This window comes from Pontibacter sp. GD13, from assembly GCF_058216355.1.
This window is the reverse complement of the sequence record NZ_JBYZMQ010000004.1, coordinates 55,052-81,561: the sequence shown is the minus strand read 5'-3', so window position 1 is coordinate 81,561 and position 26,510 is coordinate 55,052. Positions and strand designations below refer to the sequence as shown.

At 47.4% G+C, this 26,510-nt stretch carries 19 protein-coding genes; 9 read left to right on the top strand and 10 right to left on the bottom strand.

Going from position 1 to position 26,510, the window contains the following annotated elements; translation table 11 throughout:
* Window positions 1-27 precede the first annotated feature (27 nt).
* Window positions 28-1,410, top strand: a complete 1,383-nt coding sequence (locus AC4BAN_RS07920) for a GH1 family beta-glucosidase (protein WP_490563855.1) — start codon at window positions 28-30, stop codon at window positions 1,408-1,410.
* Window positions 1,411-2,002: 592 nt separating this feature from the next.
* Here the strand turns inward: AC4BAN_RS07920 and AC4BAN_RS07915 are convergent.
* Window positions 2,003-2,722 carry a hypothetical protein gene (locus AC4BAN_RS07915; RefSeq protein WP_490563854.1) on the bottom strand — a complete coding sequence of 240 codons (720 nt, stop codon included), beginning with the start codon at window positions 2,720-2,722 and terminating at the stop codon, window positions 2,003-2,005.
* 214 nt (window positions 2,723-2,936) lie between these two features.
* Window positions 2,937-3,626 (bottom strand): hypothetical protein, encoded by a 690-nt coding sequence (locus tag AC4BAN_RS07910; protein WP_490563853.1) that lies wholly within the window; start codon window positions 3,624-3,626, stop codon window positions 2,937-2,939.
* A 529-nt stretch (window positions 3,627-4,155) separates the two neighbouring features.
* Between AC4BAN_RS07910 and AC4BAN_RS07905 the strand changes: the two genes are divergently transcribed.
* The 3 genes from AC4BAN_RS07905 (at window position 4,156) to AC4BAN_RS07895 (ending at window position 7,078) form a co-directional block, all read left to right on the top strand.
* Entirely contained in the window at window positions 4,156-4,734 is a 579-nt protein-coding gene (locus tag AC4BAN_RS07905; RefSeq protein ID WP_490563852.1) for an RNA polymerase sigma factor, read from the top strand.
* A 131-nt stretch (window positions 4,735-4,865) separates the two neighbouring features.
* On the top strand, window positions 4,866-5,573 hold the full coding sequence (locus tag AC4BAN_RS07900) for a hypothetical protein (RefSeq protein WP_187068016.1): 708 nt from the start codon (window positions 4,866-4,868) through the stop codon (window positions 5,571-5,573).
* A 44-nt stretch (window positions 5,574-5,617) separates the two neighbouring features.
* Window positions 5,618-7,078: a hypothetical protein gene (locus AC4BAN_RS07895; RefSeq protein WP_490563851.1), complete on the top strand. Its 1,461-nt coding sequence runs from the start codon at window positions 5,618-5,620 to the stop codon at window positions 7,076-7,078.
* 457 nt (window positions 7,079-7,535) lie between these two features.
* On the opposite strand, the gene AC4BAN_RS07890 is transcribed toward AC4BAN_RS07895, so the two are convergent.
* From AC4BAN_RS07890 to AC4BAN_RS07875, 4 genes are all read right to left on the bottom strand, one after another.
* A complete protein-coding gene (locus AC4BAN_RS07890; RefSeq protein WP_490563850.1) occupies window positions 7,536-8,714 on the bottom strand; it encodes a PepSY-associated TM helix domain-containing protein in 1,179 nt (392 codons plus the stop codon).
* A 123-nt stretch (window positions 8,715-8,837) separates the two neighbouring features.
* Window positions 8,838-10,058 carry a DUF4374 domain-containing protein gene (locus tag AC4BAN_RS07885; RefSeq protein ID WP_490563849.1) on the bottom strand — a complete coding sequence of 407 codons (1,221 nt, stop codon included), beginning with the start codon at window positions 10,056-10,058 and terminating at the stop codon, window positions 8,838-8,840.
* Between the two features lie 27 nt (window positions 10,059-10,085).
* Window positions 10,086-12,491 carry a TonB-dependent receptor gene (locus AC4BAN_RS07880; RefSeq protein WP_490563848.1) on the bottom strand — a complete coding sequence of 802 codons (2,406 nt, stop codon included), beginning with the start codon at window positions 12,489-12,491 and terminating at the stop codon, window positions 10,086-10,088.
* A gap of 229 nt (window positions 12,492-12,720) precedes the next feature.
* Window positions 12,721-15,081: a TonB-dependent receptor gene (locus AC4BAN_RS07875; RefSeq protein WP_490563847.1), complete on the bottom strand. Its 2,361-nt coding sequence runs from the start codon at window positions 15,079-15,081 to the stop codon at window positions 12,721-12,723.
* A gap of 206 nt (window positions 15,082-15,287) precedes the next feature.
* Between AC4BAN_RS07875 and AC4BAN_RS07870 the strand changes: the two genes are divergently transcribed.
* A complete protein-coding gene (locus AC4BAN_RS07870) occupies window positions 15,288-16,409 on the top strand; it encodes a PepSY-associated TM helix domain-containing protein (RefSeq protein ID WP_490563846.1) in 1,122 nt (373 codons plus the stop codon).
* A gap of 300 nt (window positions 16,410-16,709) precedes the next feature.
* Here the strand turns inward: AC4BAN_RS07870 and AC4BAN_RS07865 are convergent, their stop codons facing one another.
* The gene (locus tag AC4BAN_RS07865) at window positions 16,710-18,017 is read right to left on the bottom strand and encodes a tyrosine-type recombinase/integrase (protein WP_490563845.1); all 1,308 of its coding nucleotides are present in this window, start codon (window positions 18,015-18,017) and stop codon (window positions 16,710-16,712) included.
* Window positions 18,018-18,422: 405 nt separating this feature from the next.
* Between AC4BAN_RS07865 and AC4BAN_RS07860 the strand changes: the two genes are divergently transcribed.
* A complete protein-coding gene (locus tag AC4BAN_RS07860; protein ID WP_490563844.1) occupies window positions 18,423-19,430 on the top strand; it encodes an endonuclease/exonuclease/phosphatase family protein in 1,008 nt (335 codons plus the stop codon).
* Window positions 19,431-19,466: 36 nt separating this feature from the next.
* Here AC4BAN_RS07860 and AC4BAN_RS07855 read toward each other — a convergent pair whose 3' ends face one another.
* Window positions 19,467-19,802 (bottom strand): hypothetical protein, encoded by a 336-nt coding sequence (locus AC4BAN_RS07855; RefSeq protein WP_490563843.1) that lies wholly within the window; start codon window positions 19,800-19,802, stop codon window positions 19,467-19,469.
* 375 nt (window positions 19,803-20,177) lie between these two features.
* Here AC4BAN_RS07855 and AC4BAN_RS07850 point away from each other — a divergent pair, with 375 nt between their 5' ends.
* Window positions 20,178-20,591, top strand: a complete 414-nt coding sequence (locus AC4BAN_RS07850) for a BrxA/BrxB family bacilliredoxin (RefSeq protein ID WP_490564021.1) — start codon at window positions 20,178-20,180, stop codon at window positions 20,589-20,591.
* 129 nt (window positions 20,592-20,720) lie between these two features.
* Here the strand turns inward: AC4BAN_RS07850 and purD are convergent, their stop codons facing one another.
* The gene (gene purD, locus AC4BAN_RS07845) at window positions 20,721-21,998 is read right to left on the bottom strand and encodes a phosphoribosylamine--glycine ligase (protein ID WP_490563842.1); all 1,278 of its coding nucleotides are present in this window, start codon (window positions 21,996-21,998) and stop codon (window positions 20,721-20,723) included.
* A gap of 182 nt (window positions 21,999-22,180) precedes the next feature.
* Entirely contained in the window at window positions 22,181-24,361 is a 2,181-nt protein-coding gene (recQ, locus tag AC4BAN_RS07840) for a DNA helicase RecQ (RefSeq protein WP_490563841.1), read from the bottom strand.
* Window positions 24,362-24,427: 66 nt separating this feature from the next.
* Here recQ and AC4BAN_RS07835 point away from each other — a divergent pair, with 66 nt between their 5' ends.
* Window positions 24,428-25,399 (top strand): KpsF/GutQ family sugar-phosphate isomerase, encoded by a 972-nt coding sequence (locus AC4BAN_RS07835; protein ID WP_490563840.1) that lies wholly within the window; start codon window positions 24,428-24,430, stop codon window positions 25,397-25,399.
* 2 nt (window positions 25,400-25,401) lie between these two features.
* Window positions 25,402-26,478, top strand: coding sequence for a mannose-1-phosphate guanylyltransferase (locus AC4BAN_RS07830; protein ID WP_490563839.1), 1,077 nt, complete (start codon window positions 25,402-25,404; stop codon window positions 26,476-26,478).
* The last annotated feature ends 32 nt before the right edge of the window (window positions 26,479-26,510 follow it).

Sequence of the window (26,510 nt, the reverse complement as noted above, 5' to 3'; positions counted from 1 at the left end):
GCAGGAGCCGCTTCTGCTGCTTATTTTATGACAGAAAACAGCACAGCACAGGTACAGGATCAGCCTGTATGGAGCAGATTAGATTTCGGAGATAACTTTGACTGGGGAGTTGCCACAGCGGCATACCAGATAGAGGGCGCACACGACATAGCAGACAAAGGCGCCTCTATCTGGGATGTTTTCACGAATAAAAAAGGAAAGGTAAAACAGAATCACCACGGCCAAATTGCCTGCGACTTCTTTAACCGCTACCCTGACGACCTGATGCTGATGCGGGAATTGGCTATTCCGAACTTCCGCTTCTCGCTTTCATGGTCCCGCCTTATCCCAAATGGCACGGGTAAAATCAGCCAGCATGGAATAGACTACTATAACCGCCTGATAGACCATTGCCTGGAATTGGGCATTACCCCCTGGGTAACCCTGTACCATTGGGACCTACCGCAGGAGCTAGAGAAAAGAGGCGGTTGGCCAAACCGCGACATCGTCAGCTGGTTTAGTGAATACGCTGCGCTATGTGCCAACTCCTTCGGCGATCGGGTTAACCATTGGATGGTGCTGAACGAGCCCATGGTATTTACCGGAGCCGGTTATTTTTTAGGTGTTCACGCGCCAGGTCGCAGGGGGTTTGGCTCGTTTATACCTGCCGTGCACCACACCGCGCTTTGCCAGGCCGAGGGTGGCCGCATTTTAAAAAGTCTACTCCCACATGCAGAAGTGGGCACCACCATTTCCTGCTCTCACGTAGAGCCCTTGCAGCAATGCGATAAGGATATTAAAGCAGCGCATCGGGTAGATGCGCTGCTCAACAGGCTTTTCCTGGAGCCTGCCCTTGGCCTCGGGTATCCGCTGGACGACCTGAAATTTATGCGGCGCATTGAAAAATACATCAAGCCCGACGATGAAGCGCTACTCCCATTCGATTTTGATTTCATAGGCATACAGAACTATACTCGTGAAGTAGTAAAATACTCTTTCTGGACACCCTTTCTGCAGGCCAACCTGGTGCCAGCCAAAAAGCGGAATGTACCTTACACGCTTATGAACTGGGAAGTATACCCGGAAGGCATTTACCATTTGCTGCACAAATTTAGCCGGTACAAGAACATCAGAAAGCTGATCATAACAGAGAACGGTGCGGCCTTCCCGGATGAGCTAAAGGATGGGCAGGTAAATGACCAGGAGCGTTTAAACTACCTGCAGCGTTACCTGCAGCAGGTGCTGCGTGCCAAGCAGGAAGGCGCGAACGTACAGGGTTATTTCGTGTGGTCTTTCCTCGACAATTTTGAATGGGCAGAGGGCTACGATCCCCGCTTTGGCTTGGTACACGTGGACTATGAGACGCAGCAGCGTACTATTAAAGAATCCGGGCTGTGGTATCGGGACTTTTTAATGTGCAGGAGCAAATAATGAATGACCTCTATTTGAGCCTGACGTACCCACACAGTAAAAATTATTCCTCTAAATAAACACCAAAAGATAGCGCAAGAGCAGCTAAAACACTGTGGAAATGGTTCGATAATTCATCCTTTGGTCTACCTCAGCTAAAAAAGCCGCTTCACTATGTGAAGCGGCTTTTTTAGTTCGATAATTTCTCCTTTTCGGGAGGATTCCTGCTTTGTGTAGAAAGCAAAGCAATGTATGGCCGGTGCAATCATATTCTGCTACCTTTGAATAGAGCCTTAGCAATCTATCATAACTCTATAGTAAAATAGTATACCTGAAAGTACAACCCTCCAGTTGCTCTTTTAAAGCCTGTAAATTGTTCCGCCCTTTCTTGGTTCTGCTCAGTGTTAACCTCATTTGAAAAACGTTATTATCCCTACTCCACCTTTGTACTCCAAGATAGACATTCACAAAGCATGCTAAGATGTAATAGAGGTTATTGAAGAGAGGTCAGTAAGTGGGACCTCCCCCTTTAACCTTTTGCAAAATCTTTCTTTACTTAAGTTAAAACTGCTTAAGCCAAACTCGTTAGAACGATTTTAACTTATGCTCCTAGCTACTTGTCGTCAATCAGCTTAATGGCATTGCGTAGGCTGTCACGCAGGGCTTTTGCAAGGTTTTGGTTTCCGTCAGGGTCCTTGGAGTGGATCTCTATCCTGCCGTCCCCGTTTCCGTCCATGGCGGTAGTTAAGTCCACGCCTGACGCGGCATCCACCAGGGAACCTATTTTATAGTCTATGATCAGTGCCCGGTCCTGCCCGTCAACAACAAAGTCCTGATTCGCATCCGTGAAGTCCACATCAAACTCTTCGTCCATATCATGCCAGAACTCGAAAGGAACACCGTCTATGGTGCCAGTCATCAATACAGCTCTATCCAGCATGATGCCACTGGTGCCTTTGTGGGTTTTAAAACCAATTTCTTCATAAACGGCGTTAGGCAATTCTACCGTTGCCGCTAACGCGCTCAAAGAGCCACTTGGGCCGAGCAGGTCGAACTCAAAAGGCCCTTTTAGCTTTACATCCTTGATAGCAACCTCAGTGGTAGATCTGGGATCGGTCTTGTCAAATTCGAATTCAACTTCCTTCATGTTAATGCGGAAATCGGTGATCACAATACGGCCCTGCTGGCTTTCCGTCGCCGTAAGGGGGGACGCAGTTGCCTGAACTGCGACATCGGCACTCGCGCGGTTCACCTCCTCCGTTTCGCAGGATGTGAAAAAGCTTAGCCCTGCAAGCAAGAGGGCTGATGTCTTAAAGGGAAACTGATATTTCATATGATTGGCTGGTTTAAGTTGAAATAAAATGCTGTAAGATGCCAGCGTTAGGGCGTTACTCAAAAGTGAACATGGATGCAGTACACTAACAGGTTTAGAGTGATTAAAAGGAAGAGCACCCAGTCAGAGTGCTCTTCCTTTTTTGGACCGGATGTGGCAGGCTGCATTCCGGAGTTGGCTGCTCATCGCAGGTTAAACTCTTAAATTCTCTGCTCTAGTCTTCCATCTCTACGTCTGTCGCCAGGTCCAAGCCATCGGCCACCACTTCAAAGATGTCTGTGTTCTGAGTCGAGCTGATAACAATAACTCCTTCTGCGTTCTTAACTGCGCCTGCCAACTGTGCAGAAGAAACACCTGCGAACCAGGCTGTAGGGTCAAAAGTAACCTGGGCTACCATGCTCTGCCCTTCTGCAAAGGTGATTACACCTTCTCTCTCCACTTCAAATGTCTCACCTGAATTGAACTCAAACCGGATTGGATGGGCCTCTCCCTGTGCATCGATGAACGTGCCGTTCAACACAATAGCTGGTTTAGTACCTTGATCCTGAAGCTCCATCTCTATTTCAAACTCCTCGTAGGTGCCAGCGGGGATGGTTATGGTGCTAATATCAGGGGAAGTGGCCCCGGTGGCGAAATCAATGGTTACATCCTGCTCCAACTCGAATTCTACCTCCAGAGAGTCAACATCGCTCTCCACCTCAAACTGGATCTCTTTCAAAGTAATGGTGCCGGAGGTAAAGGACAAGCTGTTTGGAGCAGAAAGCCTGGCTCCCATTGCTGCGGCCTCTTTGACAGTGTTAAAGCTTAGCCCTACCTGGGGTTGTGGCGCAGCAGTTTCTTTCTCACCGCAGGCAAACATGCCAAGCGCTAAAGAACCAATAAGTAATAAGGATGAGGTTTTCATAAAGTTATGATTTAGGTTGTTTTGTGGGGAAGACACTGGCAGGCTGCTAAACGTTGGAATAGCGGCAGAAAAAAATAGTAATTCGTTTTTTAAAAATAAGTCAACAAACTGCGACTTTCTATTAAATATTTAATGCACAGGAAGTTATAAGCTGCAGCGGCATGAAAAAAAATACTTCTAAATATTAAAGCTTCTTGAGCTTTAACTTTTCAAGAAATGCTTACTTTTGTACGTTTCTAATGCAGTGCTTTAGAAATTGTTTTGTCAAAAGATGCTATAATCTCTTTTAATTTGCTAAATACGAGCAATTGACTAACATTACTGTTTTTCAGAAATCAATTATTAGCAAATTGGCATATTTAGCATATAGGATAATATCATTAAAAATAAAATGCTTTTTGAGGAAGAAGAATGGTATTATTACTTTTTTTCTTCTTGCTGGTTCGCGAATTCCAACTTTTGGTGGGCTTTTTCTATCTAAGGCTTACTTAAGTCCGCATTCTATTTTATAGTACCCAGCGTTTTTGCTATGTCTGAGAGAGAACTAATCGAGAAATGTATTGCCAAGGAGCGTCGGGCGCAGGAAATGCTGTACAGGCAGCATGCAGATAAAATGTATAATGTCTGCCTTATTTATACCAAAGATGAGGACGAAGCCTGCGATGTGCTGCAGGAAGGTTTCATTAAGGTTTTCCGAAGCCTTGCCTCGTATGAATTTACCGGCTCCTTTGAAGGCTGGGTCCGGAAAATAATGGTTAATACGGCGCTTGCCTATTATCAAAAGAAAAAGCGGGAAAAAGAGCATCTTGATATTTACCAGACCTATATCGATCCTTTGGTGGATAGTATTCTAGACAGGCTCCATGCTGATGAGCTGATTGCCTTAGTTAACCAGCTACCATCAAAGGCAGGCATGGTTTTGAAACTTTTCGCCATTGAAGGTTATGACCACAAGGAAATAGCGGAGCTGATGGGCACATCAGAAGGAACTTCAAGGTCGCAGCTCAACAGAGCAAGGTTCCTGCTAAAAGAATCTATTGCGAGACAGGAAGGTAAGGTAATCGCTTTATCAAAGAATGTAAATGAAACTAAAACAGCAGAAGCTTAAACAAGTCATAAGAAAAATTAAAAATAATTATAATTATCTTCCAACGTTTACGACCTGCCGTGCATCTTAATATTAATAGCACTTATTCTAACAAGGTAGTGGAAAGACTTTATAGTAAAGGAGTTTTTAAAATGAAAAGAGTATCGTTCATCGTGCTTTTTCTGTCCTGTTTTTTTCTTTCATGTGAGAAAGAAGATGAGTTCAAAATACCCGTTGATGTAAGCTTTCAAGTAGATATGCAGCGGGAGCAGACCTCTGGCAGCAGCATTCGCTTTACAGAAGGCCATGTTATTTTATCTTCTTTTGAGTTTAAAGGAGACAGGGAGCAGGCAGAGAGCGTTCACTTCGAAAAGGAATACAAGCAGGGACTTTATACCCTTTTTTCTCCCAATCAAAATATTGGGGAACTGAAGTTCCAAGTTCCGCAGGGAAACTATAACCGAATAACCATAGGTTTTGAAACCTTTGAGAATGATGATTCTGATGATAATCAGGGAGGGAGCGGTCTTTTAGTGAAGGGTATGTACCGCTCGAGTGGAGGAGCTGAACTTCCTTTAATACTTGAGCTACAATCATCGGAAGATTTTGAAGTTGTAGCCAAAAGCTTGTTTGATGGAAATCAGATTATCCTAAAGCGGGAAACACCTACCGCTGCCACCATCAGATTAAACCCTTTCTATTGGTTTCAGGCTGTTCCCTCTTCTTATCTGGAAAACGCGGAAGTGGTTCAAAGAAATGGGGTAGCAACAATTCTTATAAGTGAAGAAGTAAACGAAGACATCTACGAAATTGTGGTAAGCCGTTTTAACAAAGGTGCGGAAGTAGTATTTGCCTATTAAGTGGTGCTAACCCTAAAGATCAAATGGCTTAGGTGATGAAAGAGATGAACGACAAGCTGAACGGGAAGATAAAAAACAGCTTTGGGCAGATGAACAAGAAGGCTCCAGACCTTCTGTGGAATGGTCTGTCCGCTTCTCTTGATGAAAATTCTCCTGTTGATGCTGCGCCTGAACCAGCAGACCCTTATTTATATAAGAAAATAAGGGAGAGTTATTCTTCACAGCACCGTATAGCGCCTTCTCATGTCTGGCAGTCCATCAACAAGCAACTGAACATCGATCTGGTCTGGACAAGGGTCAGCAAAGAGCTTGATGGGTCTGGAGCCATAAGCAGGCATAGATGGCAGTGGACAGCAGTAGCTGCCATGTTCCTGTTTATGGTTGGGCTTGCAGGTGCCTATTTTTTAAGTTTGGAAGACCCTTTAATTTTATCAGGCAGTAACTCAGGAGCCCCCATCCAATTAACAGAAACTCTTGCAGATGGAAACCTGCCCAACGGTTCCGATGTAGACAAGAACAATGAAAATACATTAGACATTACTGAAAAGCAGCGTTTGCCCCAGTTAGGAAATGGTAGCGAAAGTATGTCTGAGCATCAGGAAAACCAGCAGCAGGAAGAGATCTCCTTCCATGAAGACAAGGATGCTTCGAAAGTCTCTTCCAAATCAGCTTTCGGAGTGCCTGAGAATATTATTGTACATAAAGCATCAACACTTCCTTCAACAGATAATAGTTTGGCTTCCCTGGGCAGTATATCAAAAAGTATTCCTTCGGATTTCCTGGAAACAAGGACGGTGGTACCTGACCCGCTGAACAAGGGAATTTATGCAGCCTTCGACTCCTTGGGTTTCAGGCCTATGGCTGAGGTTCAAAACAATGCTGCTGAAGAGTACGAGAAAAAGAAAGTATTATTGAGCAGGTTTAACCTAGGCTTAGCTTTATCTTATCACAATAGCTGGTTACTAAATAATGAAACCCAAAGGAGCTTCGATAGGGGAAGCCTTATCTCAACCAGCCCGACGTTCAAGGAAAGTATAGGTCTTACACTTGGATACCATTTTAGCAGCAAAAGTATGATTTCCACGGAGGTTCACCTGGCAAAGAGTGGGCAAGAATACAAGACTTTTGGGGATGGCAGCTATATCAGAAAAGGACTCGAACTAACCTACTATAAAGCGTATGTACAGTATCAGTACAACTTGCTTCAAAACAGGAAATCCCTGCTCTCTGACATCACCATAAAAGCTGGTTTATTCGGTGGGTTTCTGTACGACAAGCAAGGTGAGCTGCGAGAAACTCAAAGCAGGTACAGTCAATATGACTATGGTGTACGCGGGGCTTTGGGCCAGGAGAAAAGGATCGGAGGCCTGACTGTTGGCTATGGCATGAGTGTAGAGAGAGGGCTAAGAAATATCTTCTTGGGCAGTGAAAATATGCCTGCTAGGTTTAACGAGACTTACACCCTGAACATAGGCCCTTACCTGAATCTTAGGTATAATCCTTAAGAAGGCGTTATTCTTATATCTTCACACACTAATCTACAGCTATGAAATCCCTTTGGTCATGGTTTAATTTTCTTATCATTTGTTTGACACAGGGACTCAAAAGAGATATGACTATTGCACAAACCTTTGTTGGGATTAAAAAGGCTCCCATAGTCTGCTAAACATTTGTCCTGTTTAGGATTGTATGAGTCATAATTGCGTAAAATGCTAGGCTAATAAGTAGGAGCAACAATCTATTTTGCTGAAAGCTTTTCGTAAGTTCTATCTCCTTCCTGAGACCTGCAGAATTCTGTGATGGCAGTTAAGTCATAATGTTTGATTTTTGACTTCCTTGGCCTACCTTAGTAGAAAAGCCGCTTCATATCAAATGGAGCGGCTTTTTATATTCGATAATTTATCCTTTTCGGTTAAGTAAGTCCCTTAATTCTGCCGATGGCTGCTATTAGCCAACCTTCTTTTAAGAGACATTAACAGCCATAGTGTTGGCCTGTCTATTCATTATAGAGTCTTTCTTCTTTACTTTCTTCTTTTTGTTCCACCACACCAGAAAACCAGTAATAGGCAAGCTGGCGCAAACAAGGCTGATAAAGAAGGCAAGGATCTTGCCCGGCATCCCCCACACAATGCCTACATGAATGTCATAGTTGAGCATGACTAACTGGTCGGCAAGGCTAGCCTCCGAAAACTTATCGCCCTGCACGCGGTAAAGCTCCAGGGTGTGCTGGTCGTAATAATACTCGTTTCGATTATACCAGGAGCCAAAGTCCTGATAGGCTGTAAGCTCGATCGCATCTTCTTCGTCTTCCAGTATGGGCGTCATATACCAGCCCTGCGCATCCGGCTCCAGCGCCAGCGTTTTATACCAGGCTTTATCCAGCATCGAAACAGTATCACCAGCAAACATGCCTGCCTTAGAGATATCAGAGTGCGGATGGTGGTGTCCAGGTTTAGACTCGCCGCCTGATGTGATGTAGTACAGGCCATTCCCAAACCACTCGAAGCTCCAGACCAAGCCTGTAACCGCCAGCACAAAAGCCAGGATCAAACTATAAAAACCTACCACATTATGGAGGTCGTAGTTTACTCGCTTAAAGCTGCCGTTCCACTTTATTTTAAAGCTCTTGTCGATGTTCGTTTTGTTCCAGTTTTTAGGCCACCACATCACCAGCCCGGTTACAAGCAGTACTACAAATATAAGCGTAGCTATACCTACTATAGGACGACCAATTTCATAAGGCAGCCAAAGGGCGCGGTGTCCATCTATGATAAAATGGAAGAAATCGAAATGCCCCTCCCCGTGGGTCTGCTTCTGTAAGAACTCGCCTGTATAGGGATTGATAAAGATGGCGGTAAAGTCAGGCTCTCCGTTTCCAGCACCCATATAGCCTACTGCGGCCGCCCCTTCCTTATTGCTATAGGTGAGGCCGGTCGGTTTTTGGCCTGGCATATACACCTGGGCAGTATCCAGCAGCTGGCTGGGTGGCACAAAGGGTTTGTCCTGGGCCTCTACAAAGCGCCAGGGCTCCATCGCATCTTTTATGTCTTGCTGAAAAACATAGATACAGCCCGTGATGCTGACCATGAACACCACAACACCCGAAGTAAGCCCCAAGCAAAGGTGTAACCAGTCATTCAATCGTCTGAATGCACTTTTGCTGCTATGCTTTTTGCCTTTCATTTTATTTTAAGCGGAGCTTATAAAGAGAAAATACTTGCTCCATTTTGCTACAATGGAGCAAGTATAAGAGTTGTTTATCTACTAAAGCTTTGAAACGCCTGCTACAAAGTTGGCTTGCACTTCAGCACCTTTCGTGGCTGTGTGGCTCTCAGTATCAATTCTGTACATGTAGATAGCGTTGCCTTCCGGGATGCTCATATACACATACTTTCCGTCCTGCAATGCAGCCAGCCTGCGGCCATTACCGGCATGCTCAGGCAATCCGCTGATGTATGTAACTGTCTTGCTGTTCAGGTCGATGATAGCAGACTTCAAGGGGCCGTCAGACCATGCTGCCTGCTGGCTTCTATCAACAGTATTGATCTCTGCAAAAGCTTTGCCGTTGCCCAGGTACTTCAGGTGTGATATGGTTTTACCGCCCGTAGCAGCAGCCACGTCAAAGATATAGTTCTGGTCAAATGCAGTTTCACTGTTCTTAATGCGCAGGATGCCGGCCGGTTTTGTTGTCTGGCTATAGCCGTTGGCCGGGTTAGAGTGCGACAGCGCATACACATTGCCCTGCTCGTCTTTGATCAGACCTGATTTTGTGTTAAAGCCACCGATAGGGCCGGTACGGGTGTCTTCGATCACTTTCTGGAATGCTAAACCAGGATAAGAGTACACGGCAATCTGTGCCTTATCAGTATACGGGGTAGCATAGGTAGTCGGATCGCTGATGTAGTAACTCAGGAACAGGTTATTCCCGCTGATGCTCATGCCAGCGTAAGACGGAGCTGAAAGATTGGTAAGATCAGCAACCGGGTGCTGCACCGTACTGTTTACCGTCACGGTGTTGGCGTTGATCTTGTGGAACTTCACCACGTCTGAAGAAGAAGACAGTTCCACGGCAACCAGGGTGTTGTCATCGGCCTTGATGATATCAGATAGGCTGTTGGTGAAGGACGTGTTGCCTATTTGCTTTAGCTCCCCGGCCTCATTCTTCGAAATGCCCACCACACTCACGTCTCCCAGACCACCGATGCTGTAGATGGTGTTGTCTACCTGCGTAAAGTCAAAATAGCCCGGCTGCTCTATCCCCTGGCCTTTGGCAGAGAGGGTTCCGCTCATGACATCACCGAACGGAACAGTATAGTAGGTAAAGCTGTTGTCACTCCCTTGCACGGCAAGCGACACAACAAAGGCATCATCTTCAACAGGGTTTGGATTATCGTCGTTGCTGCTGTCGCATGAAGTGAACAACAAGGCTGAGCAAAGGCTTAAGACTGGCAAAGCCAGCTTTCTTGCATTTGTAATTGAAAACATAGGTTATACTAAAGTTTAAAATATTTATTAAAGAAAGTATCTAAGTTTTAAGTAAAAAGCGCGCCCGGGCTTCTGCAGGTAATACTTATCGTAAAGCAGCGCGTCTGTCAGGTTTCGGCATTCAAGCGCGATGTTATACTTGCCCTGCTGAAAGCTACCGGCCAGCTCCAGGTTATGCGAAGACTGCCTTGGGATAACTTTTTTGGAGTCGCGGGAGCCAAGCTCTGCCCAGCTCAGGAAGTACTGCTCCACAAAGTTGAAGTGGTAGTTGATGTTCCAGACAGACTCGCGGGCCAGCACATTTTTAAAAATTAGACCGGCATTCGCGTTACCGAACATGTAGGGTATGTTAGGCAGGCGGTAGCCCTTCTGGTAATTCCGCTGGTAGCCGGTGTTGGTGTAGGATTCGTTATAAACAACATCAGCCTGATCTGTAATATCCTGGAAAGTGAAGCTACCACCTAAGCGGAGAGCCTCTCTCCAGAGGTATTTCATGCTTCCCTCTACACCCAGCGTACTGGTTTCGCTCAGGTTATCAAAGTAGGTTTCCGGGCTGGCTACCCTTACTACCTGGTAAATAAGGTCTTTTGCCTCGCGGTAGATAAAGCTACTCTCCAGGTTAAACTGATGGTCTTGGCCGAGCTTAAACCCATAGGCTGCCCCGGCGTTAAAGTTGTCGCTTTGCTCCGGTCCTAGGTCAGGGTTCGGCTTTACAAACAGGCCATCACCGAAAATCTCGGTAGCCCAGGGCATACGATAGGTATGCTCGTAAGAAGCTTTAACCTGCAGCTCGGGAAGTATAAAGTATGAAGAGGCCAATCCATAGCCGAAGTTTTGCTTACTGGCCTCCAAGGCTTCTACGCGCTGTGTCTCAAGGGCGAAGTCATACATTTTGCTTGTCCGGGCATGCAAAAAGTACGCTTTGCTGAAAAGCGTGGCACTCCATTTCTCACTCGGGTCAAACTTATAGGCTAGCCCCAGCACTTGCTTGTTCAATGATTTCGGGAACTGGTTCTCGATCTTATCCGGGTTTTCTGTGTCGAAAGCTTCGCGACGGAAATAGGATAAGGCATAATTAAAAGCCAGCGAATGCTTCGGAGTGAATGTATAGCCGGCATTAAACTGGCTGTTGAAGTCCTCGTCGTTCAGGGTAGTAAAGGTTCGGGACAACTCTCCGTTATTAGAACCCGGGGTATAGGTAGCTTCTCCCAGCCAGTTATAAGTAACCCCACGCAAGGTGTCGATCACCTCGCTTTTGGTTATGTTGTAAGCCGTGTAAAGGCTGGTATTTAGCCCGACTATAAACAAGTTGTCTTTGCTATACCTCAGGGTAGGTACAACAGACTGGCTGTTACGGGTAATACCGCCATACACGCTGCTCATGGTAGCCCCTGTCTGCACCTGCTTGTCGTTGCCCGACGCGATAACGCCGAAGAGAAGGTTGTCAGCATATTTCTTGTTAACCCAGCCTGTCTCCAGTTTCACGGTACCAGATCGGTAGCGGTCGTGGAAACGCTCCACATCTGCTGTGTCTGCCACATTATTTCCTTCTCTGATCGGCACCCATACCTTATAGTTATTGTCGGAGTAGTTGTAGTTAACGTTTCCTCTGAAAGTATAGCCGCTGTTAGGATTGGTGTAAGCCCCGTTTAGCGACAGGCGATGTGTATTGAAAGAGCCGATAGCATAAGAGGCGTCCAGGAAGTTAGCCTTTCTGTTGGTGATGATGTTAACCGCCCCGCCCAGGGCATCCGTACCCAACCACACCGGTACAACGCCTTTGTATACTTCTATTCTGTCGATGGTATTAACAGGAAGATCACTCATCTGAAGCGAGGAGCCAAAGTTGTCCATCGGAATGCCATCCAGAAAGAACTTTACCTGATCTCCTGAAAAGCCGTTCAGGGTAAAGCTTAAGTTAGAGCCCAGACCACCCTCCTCCATCACCCTTACCCCTGACACACGGTTCAGCACCTCTTTGGCATCGGAGGTGCTGTTCTGCAGTTCTCGGGTAGAAATGGCGGTAACAGCATAGGGTTGCTCGTTTACCTGTCGGGTAGCAGATTTGCCTACAATCTCCACCCCCTTCACTTCGAAGGTCTTTCCGCGAAGGCTGCTGTTTACTTCAAGGTTTTGTGACGGCTTTAGCACGATAGCTCTTTCCTGCGCCTCAAACCCTAAAAAGCTTATGAGTAATGTATAACTCCCAGGGGAAATGCCTGTAAGCTCAAATTGACCACTGGTATCTGTGGTGGTGCCGACACTGGCATCTTTCAGCACCACGCTTACCCCCGCCAGTGCCTCTCCTGAGGAGGAGCTTACCTTCCCGAATACACTTGCTTTATCCAGTTGCTGGCCCCAGGCAATGTTGGTGAGGCAAACCAACACCAAAACACCTATAACCGCCCTGATGATTTTGATATATCGCTGCAAAGCCTGCTGTTATTTAGAATCGTTGTAAACTAGGGCAAAGCTATAACAGAATCTGTAGCAGGCAAAATTATTTAGATTAATTCTAAACAAATTTGGCAGACGAACTTTTTCCCTTTCGACAAATCCTTGCGTATTCCGAGGCTCCCTGAAGTGTATCCAAATCCCCCGAGCAAAAAATAGGGCCAGCCATACTGGCCAAGCCCTATTAATCAACTAACCTAGCTTCTTTTTACAGCTCCACTACCATAGACACATTAAAAGCGGCTCCCTTGCCTTTGGTGTACAGTGTTGGACCTGTAAACCACTGCGAGCGCGCAGGGAAATAGTCCTCGTTGAACAGGTTCTCCACCCCCACGTTGAAGGTCGTGTTCTTGCTCATTTTATAGCTGGCTGACAGGTTCACCAGTTGGTAAGGCTCCACAGGGCCCTGATAGAAGTTGTAGGTGCCTTTCTCATTCAGCTCAAACCTTTCTCTTGCGCCGATGCCTGTATATTGCAGGTTAAACCCGAGCTTGTTGTCTAGCAGCGCGTAACGCAGGTACGCCGTGTACTTTGGAGGAGCGATGCGCTCGCCGCCCAGGTATACATCCTCTGCATCATCAAAGCTGTCGTTCTGGTTCACGTCCATCTTTCCTTCCACATAAGAGTAAGTGGCTCCCAGGCTCAGGTTTGAAAGCAAAGCAACATCGGCTGTTGCCTCAAAGCCGTGGATCTTCTCCGGCGTGCGCATCACCACGAACACGCCGTCCTTGTACTGTCCGCTGGCCCCAAGCTCAGAGGTACTGATAAAGCCAACTCCTTCCAACCTTACCTTGCTGAACTTGCTCACAAATCCCACCTCATAGTTGTTGATCACGATGGCCTCTGTGCTGATCTTGCTGATATCGTCCACCCTGGCTGAGCGCAACATCACCCCAATGTCCGCCACCGAAAAGCCCTGTGAGAAACTGGCGTAGGGGGTGAACAGCTCATACTTGTTGTATCTCAAACCGGCGTTGAAAAGATAGGCGTTGTAGCCCAACTCTCCGCCTTTCACCGCAAAACCCGGGTTGTCGATCTCCCCTGTCTTCGGGTTCACTGTCCTGAGGGTGGTATAGTCCTCCACCTGTATGTTTACCTTTTCGGCTCTGAAGCCGCCCTTGAAGATCAGGTCCTCAGCGATGGTCGTCTTCAGCTGCACGAAAGGCGCTACGTTCAGCATGTTCATCTCCGGCACCCATGTCCTGCCGTCCACAAGTGGCTGTGAGGTTATGTCATTCAATACGTCGAGGCCATAAGTAACATCGCCTTCCACAGCAGCACTGATCTTATAAGGGGTGGTCAGGAGGCCTCTGGCACCTTTCTTCACAGAGGAGATCATAGACTGCCCCCCGAATTCAAAGTTAGGAGACCAGAAAAACACGTTGTCCACCGATTGGAAGTAGGCATCTGCCTCGTAACGGCTGTTCAGGAAAGCCTGCTCCCCGGAGAAGCGCAGGTGCAGGTTGTGGTTAGACCGCACGCCCTGCGGCACACCCAGTGTCTCACCCAGAACAGCTCTGGACTTTTGTCTGTTTTGGTAGTTGCCGTACTGCGGCACATAATTCGTCTTCTGCTCGCTGCTGTAGTAGTTGTAAGTCAGCTGCACGCGGTTGAACGGCGTAAAGTCGTAGCCTAGCTTCAGGAACCCGTTATAGGAGTCTGTCTCCCCCAATCCGTAATCAGGCGGAAGCACATCTCCTTCGGCGTCTTTCCACTCGCCTGTCTGCTCATAGGCACCGCTCAGCACATAGTCGAACTTGCCTGTCTTGCCGTAGAACATCTGGCTTACACGGGCTCCGATGCTGTTGTCTGCGTCCACCAGTGAGCCTGCCGTGCCCAGCGAAGTGCGGGAGCTAAAAGGCTTCTGCTGTTGAGGGGTTCTGGTGATGTAGTTGATAAGCCCGCCTGCCGCACCGTTTCCGTAGATGGCCGTGGCCCCTTTGATTACCTCCACCTGCTCAATGGCATCCGGGTCAAGGGCGCGCATATCCACGGCGCCATTGCGTAGCGGGGTTGACTGCGGCACGCCGTCGATCATGATCAGCATGGCACGGCCGCGAAGTGCCTGCCCCCAATTACTGCTGGTGCCTGTGCTTGGGGCAAGGCCCGGCACTTTGTTGCTCAGGATATCTATGACGTTGGTGCTTACCATCATGTCCTGCTCTATCGCTTGCCTGGGGAGCACAGTGATGGAAGAAGGTACCTGATCGATGGTCTCTGGGGTGCGGCTAGCGGAGATGACCACCTCGCTCAGTCCCTGCTGGCTTGGCGACAGGCTCGCCTGCACCTCTGCTGTCTCTCCTGCCCCTACCTGAACTGCCAAGGTTCTGCGCTCATAGCCGATGGCGGAAATGATGAGTTTGTACTGCCCGGCCTTCACTCCCTCCAGAAAAAAAACACCCCGCTCGTTCGTTGTGGTGCCTGTGTTGGTGCCTTGCAGGAAAACACTGCTGAAGGATACGGGCTTATTCTCTGTATCGAGAACTGTTCCTCTTATGCTGCCTGTTTGGGCAAACACGCTGACTGACAGCAGTAAGCAGGCAATCAGCAGTGGTAGACTTTTTTTCATGTTTATTATTTAGAATGATTATAAATAGTTCCTGCAGCAAAAGTAGGTGGGAAAATTAAAAAGACAAACCTTATTTAGATTAATTTTAAATAATCTTTGACATCAGGTGATTTCCGCATAGTTTTGCTTTGAATTTTTTATAGCAGTGCTGAAATGATTGGGGAACTATAGTTACTGTATCTGCAATAGCATCAAACCAAAGTATTTTGAAGAAGCGGGTTAAAAGAACATTTTCCATCCATCACTGGCTGGGTCTGGTGGCAGGAATTTTCCTGCTGCTCTCAAGTATCACGGGAGCGGCGCTGGTCTTCCATCATGAAATTGACCATGCACAGTTTATTGGCTACTCCACTTTGAAGGCACCTGTTAAGGAGCTTAAAGTGGATAACTCCGTTAAGCGAATCCTGCAGTCTTACCCTGGCAGTGACATTCGGGTTCCGGAGCTTCCAAAAAGACCAGATCAAGCCCTGAAATATGAAATTCGGCAAGGCGGCACCCGCCAGTGGATATTCGTGCATCCTGAGACGGGCGAACAATTGGCAACCGTAGCGCGTGCAGACAAGCGCCTGGTGCATATACTTCTGGACCTGCACTACAATCTGCTCTCGGGCACGCCGGGGAAAATAGTAGTACTGCTGGGCGGATTATCGTTGATCGTGCTATCCATCACCGGCTTTCTGCTGTACCGCAGGTCTGTTTTGAAAGTGCTTTCCTTCCGGCAGCGCATTTCCTTTAAAAGCAAACGCTCCTTTTTCTCCAGTCTGCACCGGGTAATTGGTGTCTGGAGCTTGCTATTTAACTTGTTCATCAGCGTCACCGGTACCTGGATCGCCTACACCATTGTAAAGGGTGCTCTTGCCCCAGTAAGCGCCAGCCCCGTAGAAAGCAATACTTCTAGCATGGTGTCGGTGGATGCTGTGCTTGAGCAGGTTAAAAAAGATTACCCTGAGTTTCAGACCAACTATCTCCGGTTTGCGGGCAGCACTCTCTCGGTACTCGGGAGGGTAAGATCAGACCCGGCTTATTATGGGAAAACATTTAGTAACCTACAGGTGGATTTATACTCGGGGCAAGTGCAGGGAGTGAACTTTGTGAAAGACAAGCCTTGGCATGAGCGAGTGCTCCTGATATTTAAGCCACTGCACTTTGGCGACTATGCCGGTCTCGCTGTAAAGCTTATTTACTGTTTCTTCGGCATGATGCCCGGTGTGCTGGCTGTCTCAGGTTTCATTGTGTGGAAACTAAAGTATAGTAAAGCAGATAAAATAGCACTCCAACACAAGCGTCCTAAGAACAACTTCCAAGCTGTTAAGCCTGCAGCTAAATAAAATTGTTCTTGATTGATTTTAAATTCAATGTTTCATAGCAAATCATCGAAAGAGCTTAAAGGAACTTGCTGATAGCTCATAACAGGTGTTATGATAAATAGGCAGAATATATTATAATTAATTCTACAATAGTCTTACCAATTATTAGCCTTACCAAAAGCTAGAAATAAAACACAAATGGAAACTGATCTAAAACTAACCTCAAAGTATATGATTTATATTAGAACAGATCTCTAGTTAACAACATAATAATCTTATTCCTCCGATACTTCAAAAGTATGGTCATTATTGGAGGAACAATTACTTATCTGTCGCCTTGAATGCTGTTAGCCGAGCTGCGAACTGCTTCTTCACACTATCCTCAAAACTATCTAAGTAGCTTTCTGTCGTCTTCAGGTTAGAGTGCCCCAAAGATTCAGATATTAGTTCTATTGGCGCACCTGCTCGCTTTAGCACAGTAGAAAACGAATGACGGGCCGTGTACGTACTTACGTTCTTTTCAATACCAACCGCGGCGGCAACCCGCTTTATGTATTTGTTTATTGTCTTGGTGGCATGCTGAATCCTTGCCCGCTCCCTTTCCGCTGATAATTCTGGTTCAAGCAAAGGAAACACGTAGTCATTACTGTAGGTTGGCTTGTTACCCCACCTCCCAATTATCTCATCAATCTCTGGCGTTCGCATGGCCGTGATGGCCTTAATATTGTGGCGGCTGGTCCGCTCCGTTTTGGCCCTGATAAAGGTTATTTTCTCCTGGTCGAGCTGCTTGTATTTCAGCCGGGCTATATCCTTCACGTTTATCCCATTGCACAGGTAGGAGAAGATCCACAGGTCCCGCGCACGCCCTTCATTTTCGGTAACAGGCTTATAGGAGAATATTTTTTCGATGTCTGCCAGCGTCAGGGCCTTCTTCACATTGCGACCTGAGGGTATCTGGTATTTTCTCTTACCAAACGGGTACAGGTCGGTGTTCACCTCCCCTGCCGCTATGGCGTTGTTGTAGATGGCCCGAAGAGCCCGCAGGTAGATGCCGATGGTGGTGATAGAACTGCCGTTCTGAAGCATCCACTTTTCATACCCCGACAGGAAATCAGCAGTAATTGAGGCATAAGCCAAGGGCTTCCGTTGCTTTAATATGTTTTCCTTTTTCTCGATTGCTTTAGCTCTAGACAAGCCCTTATTTCTGGATAAAGGCTCCTTCTGCAAGTAAGCCACCAGTGAGAGGCTCGCGCTCTCATAGCTACTGGCCGTCCCTACCCTGCCTTCCTCAACCAGCCTTTTGACTTGCTGCTCGAAGGCTGCAAAGACGTCGTTCTTGACGGCAGCGTTCAGATACTTCTTCTCGAAATGCTCAAAGGTGAAGACTTCTAGGTCACGGATAATACCGATGGCCTTCTGCTCTATTGCCTGAAAAGCTATTTGAAGCTCCTTAAATTTCCCTTTCGGCTTTTCCGCCTGGACTTTTGAAAACTCTGCCTCGCTCAAAGAGTAGCCCGTATTATAGTATTTGCGTTGCCTTTGGTGGGTAAGCCTTAGCCTTACCGGAAAGGAGCCATCTTTTAATGCCCTTCGGGTATCCAGCATGATGGAAGTAAATACAGGTATCATGTGTGTGCAAATAATTTTATGTACACACAATTTGCACACAAACCATCAAAAAGTCAACTAATACAGCTAACCATGTAAAAACAAAAACCCACTTAATTTGCTTAAAAGGCAGCTTTTACTAATATATAAAACCAGCAATAAAGGTTGTCGTCATGACTACGAATCAGAAGGTTAGGGGTTCGACTCCCTTCGCGACCACCAAAAAGCCTCTTACAGCAATGTGAGAGGCTTTTTTATTTTTGTGGGTGCGGTTTAGCAACAACTAAACGAGTAAACAACATAGTCTTACTCCTAACCACCAAAGCACCCCTACACTCTGCCCCACTTCAATTCTCCATAACCCTAAATCATACTTACAGGTACAACAAAGTCACTAAACCAATTCCCGTAACTTTACCACCGCACATGAGCACCACCAGGAAAATTGTCTTTTACTTTGCTATTATAGCCGGAACGCTGCTGATACTTATCACGCAACTGTCCCTTTTGTATAACGTGAAGTTCTGGTATCTGAAGATGCTTGATTTCCCGAGGGTGCAGGTGCTTTTTGGGCTGCTGGCTTGCCTGATCCTCTTTGCTGTGGTGAACAAAACCTGGAAGCTGCCTTCCTGGCTTCTTTTGGCAGGGTTGTTATCCTCGCTGGTGCTGCAGGCCACTTTTGTGCTGCCGTATACCCCCTTCGTTGACAAAGCAGTGCCTACGGCACAGAAAGGACCTAAAGCGACAGATGAAAGTTTTAGTTTGGTACTGGCTAACGTTTGGATGAAGAACGACAATACCGATGCTTTTCTTAAGATCGTGCTTGACGCAGACCCGGATATACTACTGGCCATGGAAACAAACAGTTGGTGGGTAGAACGCCTGGCCCCATTGCGAAAAAAGTATCCCTATCAAATAGAATACCCCTTGGATAACACCTATGGCATGGTTCTGTACTCCCGCCTGCCGCTGCGCAACACCGAACTAATGTTTCTGCACCACCCGGATGTGCCTTCCATTATAGCGGATGTACAGCTTCCCAACGGCCAGACCTTCCGGCTATTTGCCGTACACCCTGTGCCGCCAATGCCCAGCCAGTATCCTACTAATGTAGGTGAAGAAGAGGTAGCCCTGTTGAAAGTAGGGGAAATGGTGACGCAAGAGCAGCTGCCTACCCTGGTGGCCGGCGACTTTAACGACGTGGCCTGGTCAAACACGTCGCGCCTCTTTGGTACTACCAGCCAGTTGTCAGACATCCGGATTGGCAGGGGGCTGTACAATACCTTTGATGCCACTTCCTATGTGATGCGCTGGCCCCTGGACCATGTGTATGTATCCGATGCGTTTTCTGTGATTGATATCAAAAAATTACCGAAGTATGGATCAGATCATTTTGCCTTACGGGTAGATCTGGCTTTTAACGAGGCCAATTAGCTATGCAGTTTAGATTGTGCTCATAGCGCACGCATACTAGGCAACCTGGCTTTCGGGTAAGGAAAACTTATACTTGTAATTCTCCAGAAAGGCCATATCCTGGTCTTGCACGCCGTATTTTTCATGGTCTTCAAACAGCTCATCCCAAGAGCGAAAAAGTTTCCAGGTTTCGGTGTTGTGATAGGCGGTTATTTCTTGTGTGGTCATCAGCCGACTGTAGAACGGCTCCAGCAGGATGTCCTCTTCCCGTACCGGCACTTCAATGGTATGGTTACGGCTATTCAAAACGGTTATGAGCTCGGCTTGTCTGCCGCCGTGAAGTGGCAGGTAGTAATAACGAACAAGAACTTTGCTGTATTTCGGGTGAAACATGGGTATCGCTTTAATTTACAATGAAAATGACTCAAGCCAAAATTCTTCCAAAATCAAAGCAGAGGCATTATTTCTCTTAGGGGGTGCAGATCACTGAACAGCTATAAAATGTGCCAGCTGACAGCTGCCAAAGATGAAATATGCTCTCATTTTCGATTACCGTTCTTCACTTTCCATCTTATACTTTGTTCATTATGAAGGAGTTGCACCCTGCAATAGTTTCCAGAAACATTTCTACTTAATATTTGTTAAATGGTATTTAACGTTAAACAAAACTGTCCTTTTTGCAATACCCAAACTCTGGCTGAATTTTATTGACCAGAAAGTGTTAAATTTGTATCATTATTTTTTACCTATAAATTGATTCGTATGGGAATGTATCCTGAATATATGGTTGCCCCAATCCGTGAGGACCTTACCTCAACAGGGTTTGAGCAGTTAATGACAGCCGAAGAAGTAGACCAGGCCATCAAATCTGAAGGCACTGTGCTGCTGGCTGTAAATTCTGTGTGTGGATGTGCCGCCTCCAAGGCGCGACCTGCTCTTAAAATGGCCGTTTCTGCTTCGGACAAGAAGCCTGCTAAGCTTGTAACGGTATTTGCCGGCATGGAGCAGGATGCCGTGAACAAGGCACGGGAACACATGTTGCCTTACCCTCCCTCCTCTCCTTCTATTGCTTTATTTAAGAATGGCGAGTTGGTTCACATGATTGAGCGTTACCACATAGAAGGCAATGATCTTCACCGGATTGTCGATAATTTACAAGGAGCTTTTGAAGAGTACTGCTAAACCTAGCGCTTCAACCTAAAACAGCGGAGGCCGGTAATGTTACCGGCCTCCGCTGTTTTAGGATAAAATTTCACTTGCTTCACCCCACCTATAAAGCATCTGTATCAGCTCACTGTTTTTGCTTTCCGGCTATTTCAGGTCGAAACCAATGTCGCGGCGGTAGTTACGGCCCTGCCAGGTAATGGTTTCGGCGGCGGCGTTTGCCTTGTCAAGTGCCTCCTGCATGGTGTCTGCCAAAGCCGTTACCGCCAGCACACGCCCCCCGTTGCTGAGCAGTTTATCATTTAACAGCTTGGTGCCCGCATGAAACACCAGCACATCGGCGGGCACATTTTCAATGCCGTAAATCTCCTTGCCCTTTTCAAACCCTTCGGGATAACCACCCGAAACCAGGAAGACAGTTGCAGCTGTACGCGGGTCTATTTCCAGCTTGTATTCGCCAAGCTTATGGTCGTGCAGCGCCCTGAACATTTCAAAGATATCTGACTTGATGCGTGGCAGGATCGCTTCCGTTTCCGGATCTCCCAGCCGTACATTGTATTCAATCACGTGCGGCTCGCCCTGTACGCTCATCAAACCGATAAACAGAAATCCGCTATAGTCCAGGTTCTCTGCCTGCATACCGTGCAAGGTGGGCACTATGATACGCTCCTTTACCTTTTGCATGAACTGCTCATCCACGAATGGCACCGGCGATACGGCACCCATGCCCCCTGTGTTCAGCCCGGTATCCCCTTCGCCAATACGCTTATAATCCTTTGCTTCCGGCAGCAACACATACTCTCTGCCATCTGTCAGGATAAACACCGACACCTCAATGCCCTGCAGAAACTCCTCGATCACCACCTTGCTACTGGCTTTTCCGAAACGCTTGTTACGCAGCATATCCTCCAGGGCATCAATGGCTTCGTCAAAATTCTGCGCGATAATCACTCCCTTGCCGGCTGCCAGGCCATCCGCCTTCAATACCGCCGGATAAGCGTGGTTTTTCAGGTACTCCACTGCATCGCGGTAGGTATCTTCGGTAAAAGTTTGGTAACGGGCCGTAGGGATGTCATACTTCTGGAGAAAGGATTTAGAGAAATCTTTGCTGCCTTCTAACATGGCGCCTGCCTTTTTAGGGCCTACCACCAAAATATGCTTTAGGTACTCAGATTCCTGAAAGAAATCATGGATGCCCTCTACCAACGCGTTTTCCTGCCCTACCACCACCATCATGATGTTGAAGTCTGCTGCAAACTTTGCCACTTCTTCATAATTATGGATATCGATGCCGGCGTTGGTATGGAACTCCGAAGTACCCGCATTACCGGGAGCCACAAAGATCTTCTCACAAAATTCGCTCTGGCTAAGTTTCCAGGCAATGGCATGCTCCCGGGCGCCAGACCCTATGATCAGTACATTCATTCTGCTAGATGCTAATTGGTCAATTGGATAACAATTGTAGATAACGCTGAATAAGGGTCTTTCCCGCTTACGCTATCGGTTGTAGCCCTCGTATACTTCAAACTTAAAAAAAATTGTTGGAAGCTTCAGTTGAACACCGTCTAACCTATGCTTCCAACAATTAAATTTTTCAGTTCCACACGCTAATTGGCGTATTCTGACAGGAATTTGATACGCACTAACCTCAAATCTTCTTCCGAGTAATCATCGGCGCCCAATTCTTTAAGCGCTTCGCTGATGTTGTCGGTACTGGCATTCATAAAGTAATCATAAATTTCCTCCTGCCGCTCCTGGTCCAGAATGTTGTTGATGTAATAATTCAGGTTCAGTTTGGTACCGGAGTAGCAGATGTGCTCAATTTCCTCGATCACCTCTTGCATTGTGAGGCCCTTTGAGGAAGCGATTTCCTCCAGCTCTACTTTTTTATCGATCTGCTGTATGATGTATATCTTGATCTTCGACTTGTTTACCGTGGTTTTCACCACCACATCTGCAGCCGTCACGATATCGTTCTCCTCTACATACTTCGTGATTAGGTCCAGGAAGGGCTTTCCGAATTTCTGCACCTTACCCATGCCTACGCCCGCAATATAGGCCAGATCTTCTTTGGTGGTGGGGTAAACGGTGGCCATTTCTTTCAACGACGGGTCCTGGAAGAGCACATAAGGGGGCAGTCCCTTTTCCTTCGCCGTCTTTTTGCGCAGCCCCTTCAACAGGTCGAACAGCACCTCGTCGTGCCCCGCAGATGCCTGGTTTTCCTCTTTCTGCTCGTCCTCTTTTACCTCCTGCTCGTAGTTGTGATCCTTTGTCAGCTGGATAGGATGGGGGTTGGCTATAAAGTCGCGCCCTTTTTGTGTCAGTTTTACCACCCCAAAGTTCTCTATGTCCTTCTCCAGGTACTCCGAGAGCAACACCTGGCGCAGCAAAGAGCTCCAGAACTGGGCATCGTGCGCTTTGCCGGCCCCAAACACATCTAACTTGTCCTGGTCGTAGCTGGTAACATATTGGTTACGCAGGCCTGTAAGTACGGCGGTTATGTGTTCTATTCCGAAACGGCTTCCGGTCAGCTCTACGGCTTTCAAAGCTAGCTGTACATTTTGCTCGGCTTCAAATTTCTCTTTTGGGTGCAGGCAATTATCACAAAAGCCACAGTCTTTCTCGTAGGCCTCGCCGAAATAGTGGAGCAGCTGTTTCCGGCGGCACACTGCCGAATCTGCGTAGGAGGCCATTTCCTGCAACAGGAGCTTGGAGTTATCCCTTTCCGTAACAGGCTTATCCTTGTTAAACTTTTCCAGCTTCACGATGTCGTCGTAGCTGTAATACATGATGCAGTTGCCCTCCATGCCGTCGCGCCCTGCGCGGCCGGTTTCCTGGTAGTAGCCTTCTATGGATTTTGGCGTGTCGTAATGAATCACAAAACGCACGTCGGGCTTGTCGATGCCCATGCCAAAGGCAATGGTGGCCACAATCACATCGGCATCCTCATTCAGGAACGCATCCTGGTTCGCCATCCGGATATGAGAGTCCAGGCCTGCATGGTAAGGCAAGGCTTTTATGTCGTTAACTTTCAGCAGTTCCGCTATCTCCTCTACCTTTTTGCGGCTTAGGCAATACACAATGCCGCTCTTCCCTTTGTGCTTCTTCACGTACTGGATCAGCTGCTTCTTGGTATTGGCCTTCGGGCGTATCTCATAGTATAAATTGGTCCTGTTAAAAGATGACTTGAACACCGAAGCCTCGTCCATCTGGAGGTTACGCTGAATATCGAGCTGCACTTTAGGCGTAGCCGTAGCGGTAAGGGCGATAATGGGCAGGTTACCGATCTGGTCGATGATGCCGCGTATGCGCCGATACTCCGGTCGGAAGTCGTGGCCCCATTCAGAGATGCAGTGTGCCTCGTCTATAGCGACAAAAGATATATTTGAGCTGCGCAGGAATTCTACTGTCTCGTCTTTGGTAAGCGACTCAGGCGCTACATACAAAAGCTTGACGTCGCCTGCCAGCGTTTCCTTCTTCACTTTGTTTATTTCCGCCTTCGATAAAGTGGAATTTAAGAAATAGGCGTTCACGCCAAAGGCATTCAGTTGGTCTACCTGGTTCTTCATCAGGGCGATCAGGGGTGAAATAACAATGGCTGTGCCCGGTAAGGACAAAGCAGGTAGTTGGTAACACAACGACTTGCCGGCGCCTGTAGGCATAATCACGAAGGTATTCTTGCCATTGATAATATTGTTAATTATCAACTCCTGATTTCCCCTAAATTGATTATACCCAAAAACTTCCTTTAATTTGTTCTTGAGATTTATCTCTTGTTGTACTGACATGTAATCTTGCGGAAAAAATAAGCTATTTGCACGTACCTTTGCGGGGCACCTTTATACAAATCTACTTTGAATCTAGTTAATAATATAGCGCTTACAGCAAAAAAAGTATTACGCGCCGAGGCCGAGGCTATCGCCAGACTGGCAGAATTTATCGACGAGGGCTTTGAAAATTGTGTTAAAGCCATTCTCCTTATCAAAGGGCGCGTGGTGGTAACGGGTATTGGCAAGAGCGCTAACATCGCCACCAAGATCGTCGCCACCCTCAACTCCACCGGAACCCCTGCTATCTTTATGCATGCCGCCGACGCCATTCACGGTGACCTGGGCATGATCCAGCCCGAGGATTTCGTTATCTGCATCTCCAAGAGCGGCAACACCCCGGAGATAAAAGTGCTCGTGCCCCTGCTGAAACGAAAAGGCTCGCAGTTGGCTGCACTGGTATCCAGCACCGATTCGTACCTGGGCCAAAGCGCCGACTTTATCCTGAACGCCAATGTGGAGCGTGAGGCGTGCCCCCATAACCTGGCCCCTACCACCAGCACCACGGCGGCCCTGGCCCTGGGCGATGCCCTGGCCGTAAGTCTGCTCGAAGCGCGTGGCTTCAGCAGCACCGACTTCGCGCACTTGCACCCGGGCGGCTCGTTGGGTAAACGGCTTTACCTGAAAGTGGGCGACATTTACCCTCAGAACCAGACCCCTAACGTTAATGCAAACGCTTCGTTAAAGGAGATTATTATTGAGATTTCGTCGAAGCGCCTGGGAGCTACCGCTGTCGTGAGAAACAACACCAAAGAACTGGTGGGTATCATAACCGATGGTGATCTGCGCCGCATGCTAAACAAGTACGAAAACACTGATAAGGTAACAGCCAGCGACATCATGACCCCCTCTCCGCTTACTTTAGAGCCGGATCAGTATGCTGCCGAGGCACTCGCTATTATGCAGGAGAAGAGCATTACTCAGTTAATTGTCACAAAATCTGGTAACTTTGAAGGGTTCGTGCACCTGCACGACCTGCTTAAAGAAGGACTTATATAAGGATGGATAGAAACACATATGTGGTGATCATGGCCGGCGGTATCGGAAGCCGTTTCTGGCCATTTAGCCGTACAAATTACCCCAAGCAATTCCATGATGTGCTGGGCATCGGAGAAAGCATGTTGCAAATGACAGCCAAACGCTTCGAGGACACCTGCCCCCCCGAGAACATCTACGTGGTAACAAACAAAGATTACGAGGATCTGGTAAAAGAGCAATTGCCGTTTTTGAACGACAACCAGGTGTTACTGGAACCCATTGGCCGGAACACAGCCCCCTGCATTGCGTACGCCTCCTATAAAATCGCGCAGCTTAACCCTGACGCTAACCTGGTGGTAACACCCTCCGACCATGTGGTGCTGAAGCAGGACGTGTTTACCCGTGTGATTAAGGAAGCCGTGAAGGCCGCTGACCAGGATGATGTGCTGATCACGCTGGGCATTACCCCCAGCCGCCCGGACACAGGTTATGGCTACATCCAGTACATCAACGACGAGAAACAGCACATTAAAAAGGTAAAGACCTTTACCGAGAAGCCCGACCTGGAGCTGGCAAAGATGTTTTTGGAGAGTGGCGACTTTGTCTGGAACTCAGGTATCTTTATCTGGAACGCCAAAAGTATCCTGAGGGCCTTCAGACAGCAATTACCTGAAATTTCTGAGATCTTCGAGGAAGGCTCTGATTCCTTGAACACCGTAAGTGAGCAGAACTTTATTACCAACGCCTATTCCCAGTGCCGCAACGTATCTATTGATTACGGCATTATGGAGAAAGTTGATAATGTGTATGTGCTGCTGGCCGATATCGGCTGGTCTGACCTGGGCACCTGGAACTCGCTTTATACGATCAACAACAAAGACGAGAACGGCAATGTAGTGGACGGCAAAGTGATGCTGTACGACACCAAAGACTGCATCATCAAAACGCCTAAAGAACGCCTGGTGGTTTTACAGGGCCTCGAAGATTATATAGTGGCAGAATATGACAACGTGCTCATGATCTGCAAGAAAAGCGAGGAACAGAAAGTAAAGGAGTTTATGGCCGACGCCAAGTCTAAAAAAGGAGCCGAATTTATATAGGGTAAAACTTACCTGATAACCAAAAAAGTGAA

What these genes read in the sequence shown, in the direction of transcription:
- AC4BAN_RS07920 (WP_490563855.1), top strand. Translation starts at nt 28, where the DNA reads ATGACAGAAAACAGCACAGCACAGGTACAGGATCAGCCTGTATGGAGC.
- recQ (WP_490563841.1), bottom strand. Translation starts at nt 24,361, where the DNA reads ATGTCAGTACAACAAGAGATAAATCTCAAGAACAAATTAAAGGAAGTT.
- AC4BAN_RS07855 (WP_490563843.1), bottom strand. Translation starts at nt 19,802, where the DNA reads ATGTTTCACCCGAAATACAGCAAAGTTCTTGTTCGTTATTACTACCTG.
- AC4BAN_RS07860 (WP_490563844.1), top strand. Translation starts at nt 18,423, where the DNA reads ATGAGCACCACCAGGAAAATTGTCTTTTACTTTGCTATTATAGCCGGA.
- AC4BAN_RS07915 (WP_490563854.1), bottom strand. Translation starts at nt 2,722, where the DNA reads ATGAAATATCAGTTTCCCTTTAAGACATCAGCCCTCTTGCTTGCAGGG.
- AC4BAN_RS07895 (WP_490563851.1), top strand. Translation starts at nt 5,618, where the DNA reads ATGAACGACAAGCTGAACGGGAAGATAAAAAACAGCTTTGGGCAGATG.
- AC4BAN_RS07830 (WP_490563839.1), top strand. Translation starts at nt 25,402, where the DNA reads ATGGATAGAAACACATATGTGGTGATCATGGCCGGCGGTATCGGAAGC.
- AC4BAN_RS07885 (WP_490563849.1), bottom strand. Translation starts at nt 10,058, where the DNA reads ATGTTTTCAATTACAAATGCAAGAAAGCTGGCTTTGCCAGTCTTAAGC.
- AC4BAN_RS07905 (WP_490563852.1), top strand. Translation starts at nt 4,156, where the DNA reads ATGTCTGAGAGAGAACTAATCGAGAAATGTATTGCCAAGGAGCGTCGG.
- AC4BAN_RS07910 (WP_490563853.1), bottom strand. Translation starts at nt 3,626, where the DNA reads ATGAAAACCTCATCCTTATTACTTATTGGTTCTTTAGCGCTTGGCATG.
- AC4BAN_RS07875 (WP_490563847.1), bottom strand. Translation starts at nt 15,081, where the DNA reads ATGAAAAAAAGTCTACCACTGCTGATTGCCTGCTTACTGCTGTCAGTC.
- AC4BAN_RS07900 (WP_187068016.1), top strand. Translation starts at nt 4,866, where the DNA reads ATGAAAAGAGTATCGTTCATCGTGCTTTTTCTGTCCTGTTTTTTTCTT.
- AC4BAN_RS07850 (WP_490564021.1), top strand. Translation starts at nt 20,178, where the DNA reads ATGTATCCTGAATATATGGTTGCCCCAATCCGTGAGGACCTTACCTCA.
- AC4BAN_RS07865 (WP_490563845.1), bottom strand. Translation starts at nt 18,017, where the DNA reads ATGATACCTGTATTTACTTCCATCATGCTGGATACCCGAAGGGCATTA.
- purD (WP_490563842.1), bottom strand. Translation starts at nt 21,998, where the DNA reads ATGAATGTACTGATCATAGGGTCTGGCGCCCGGGAGCATGCCATTGCC.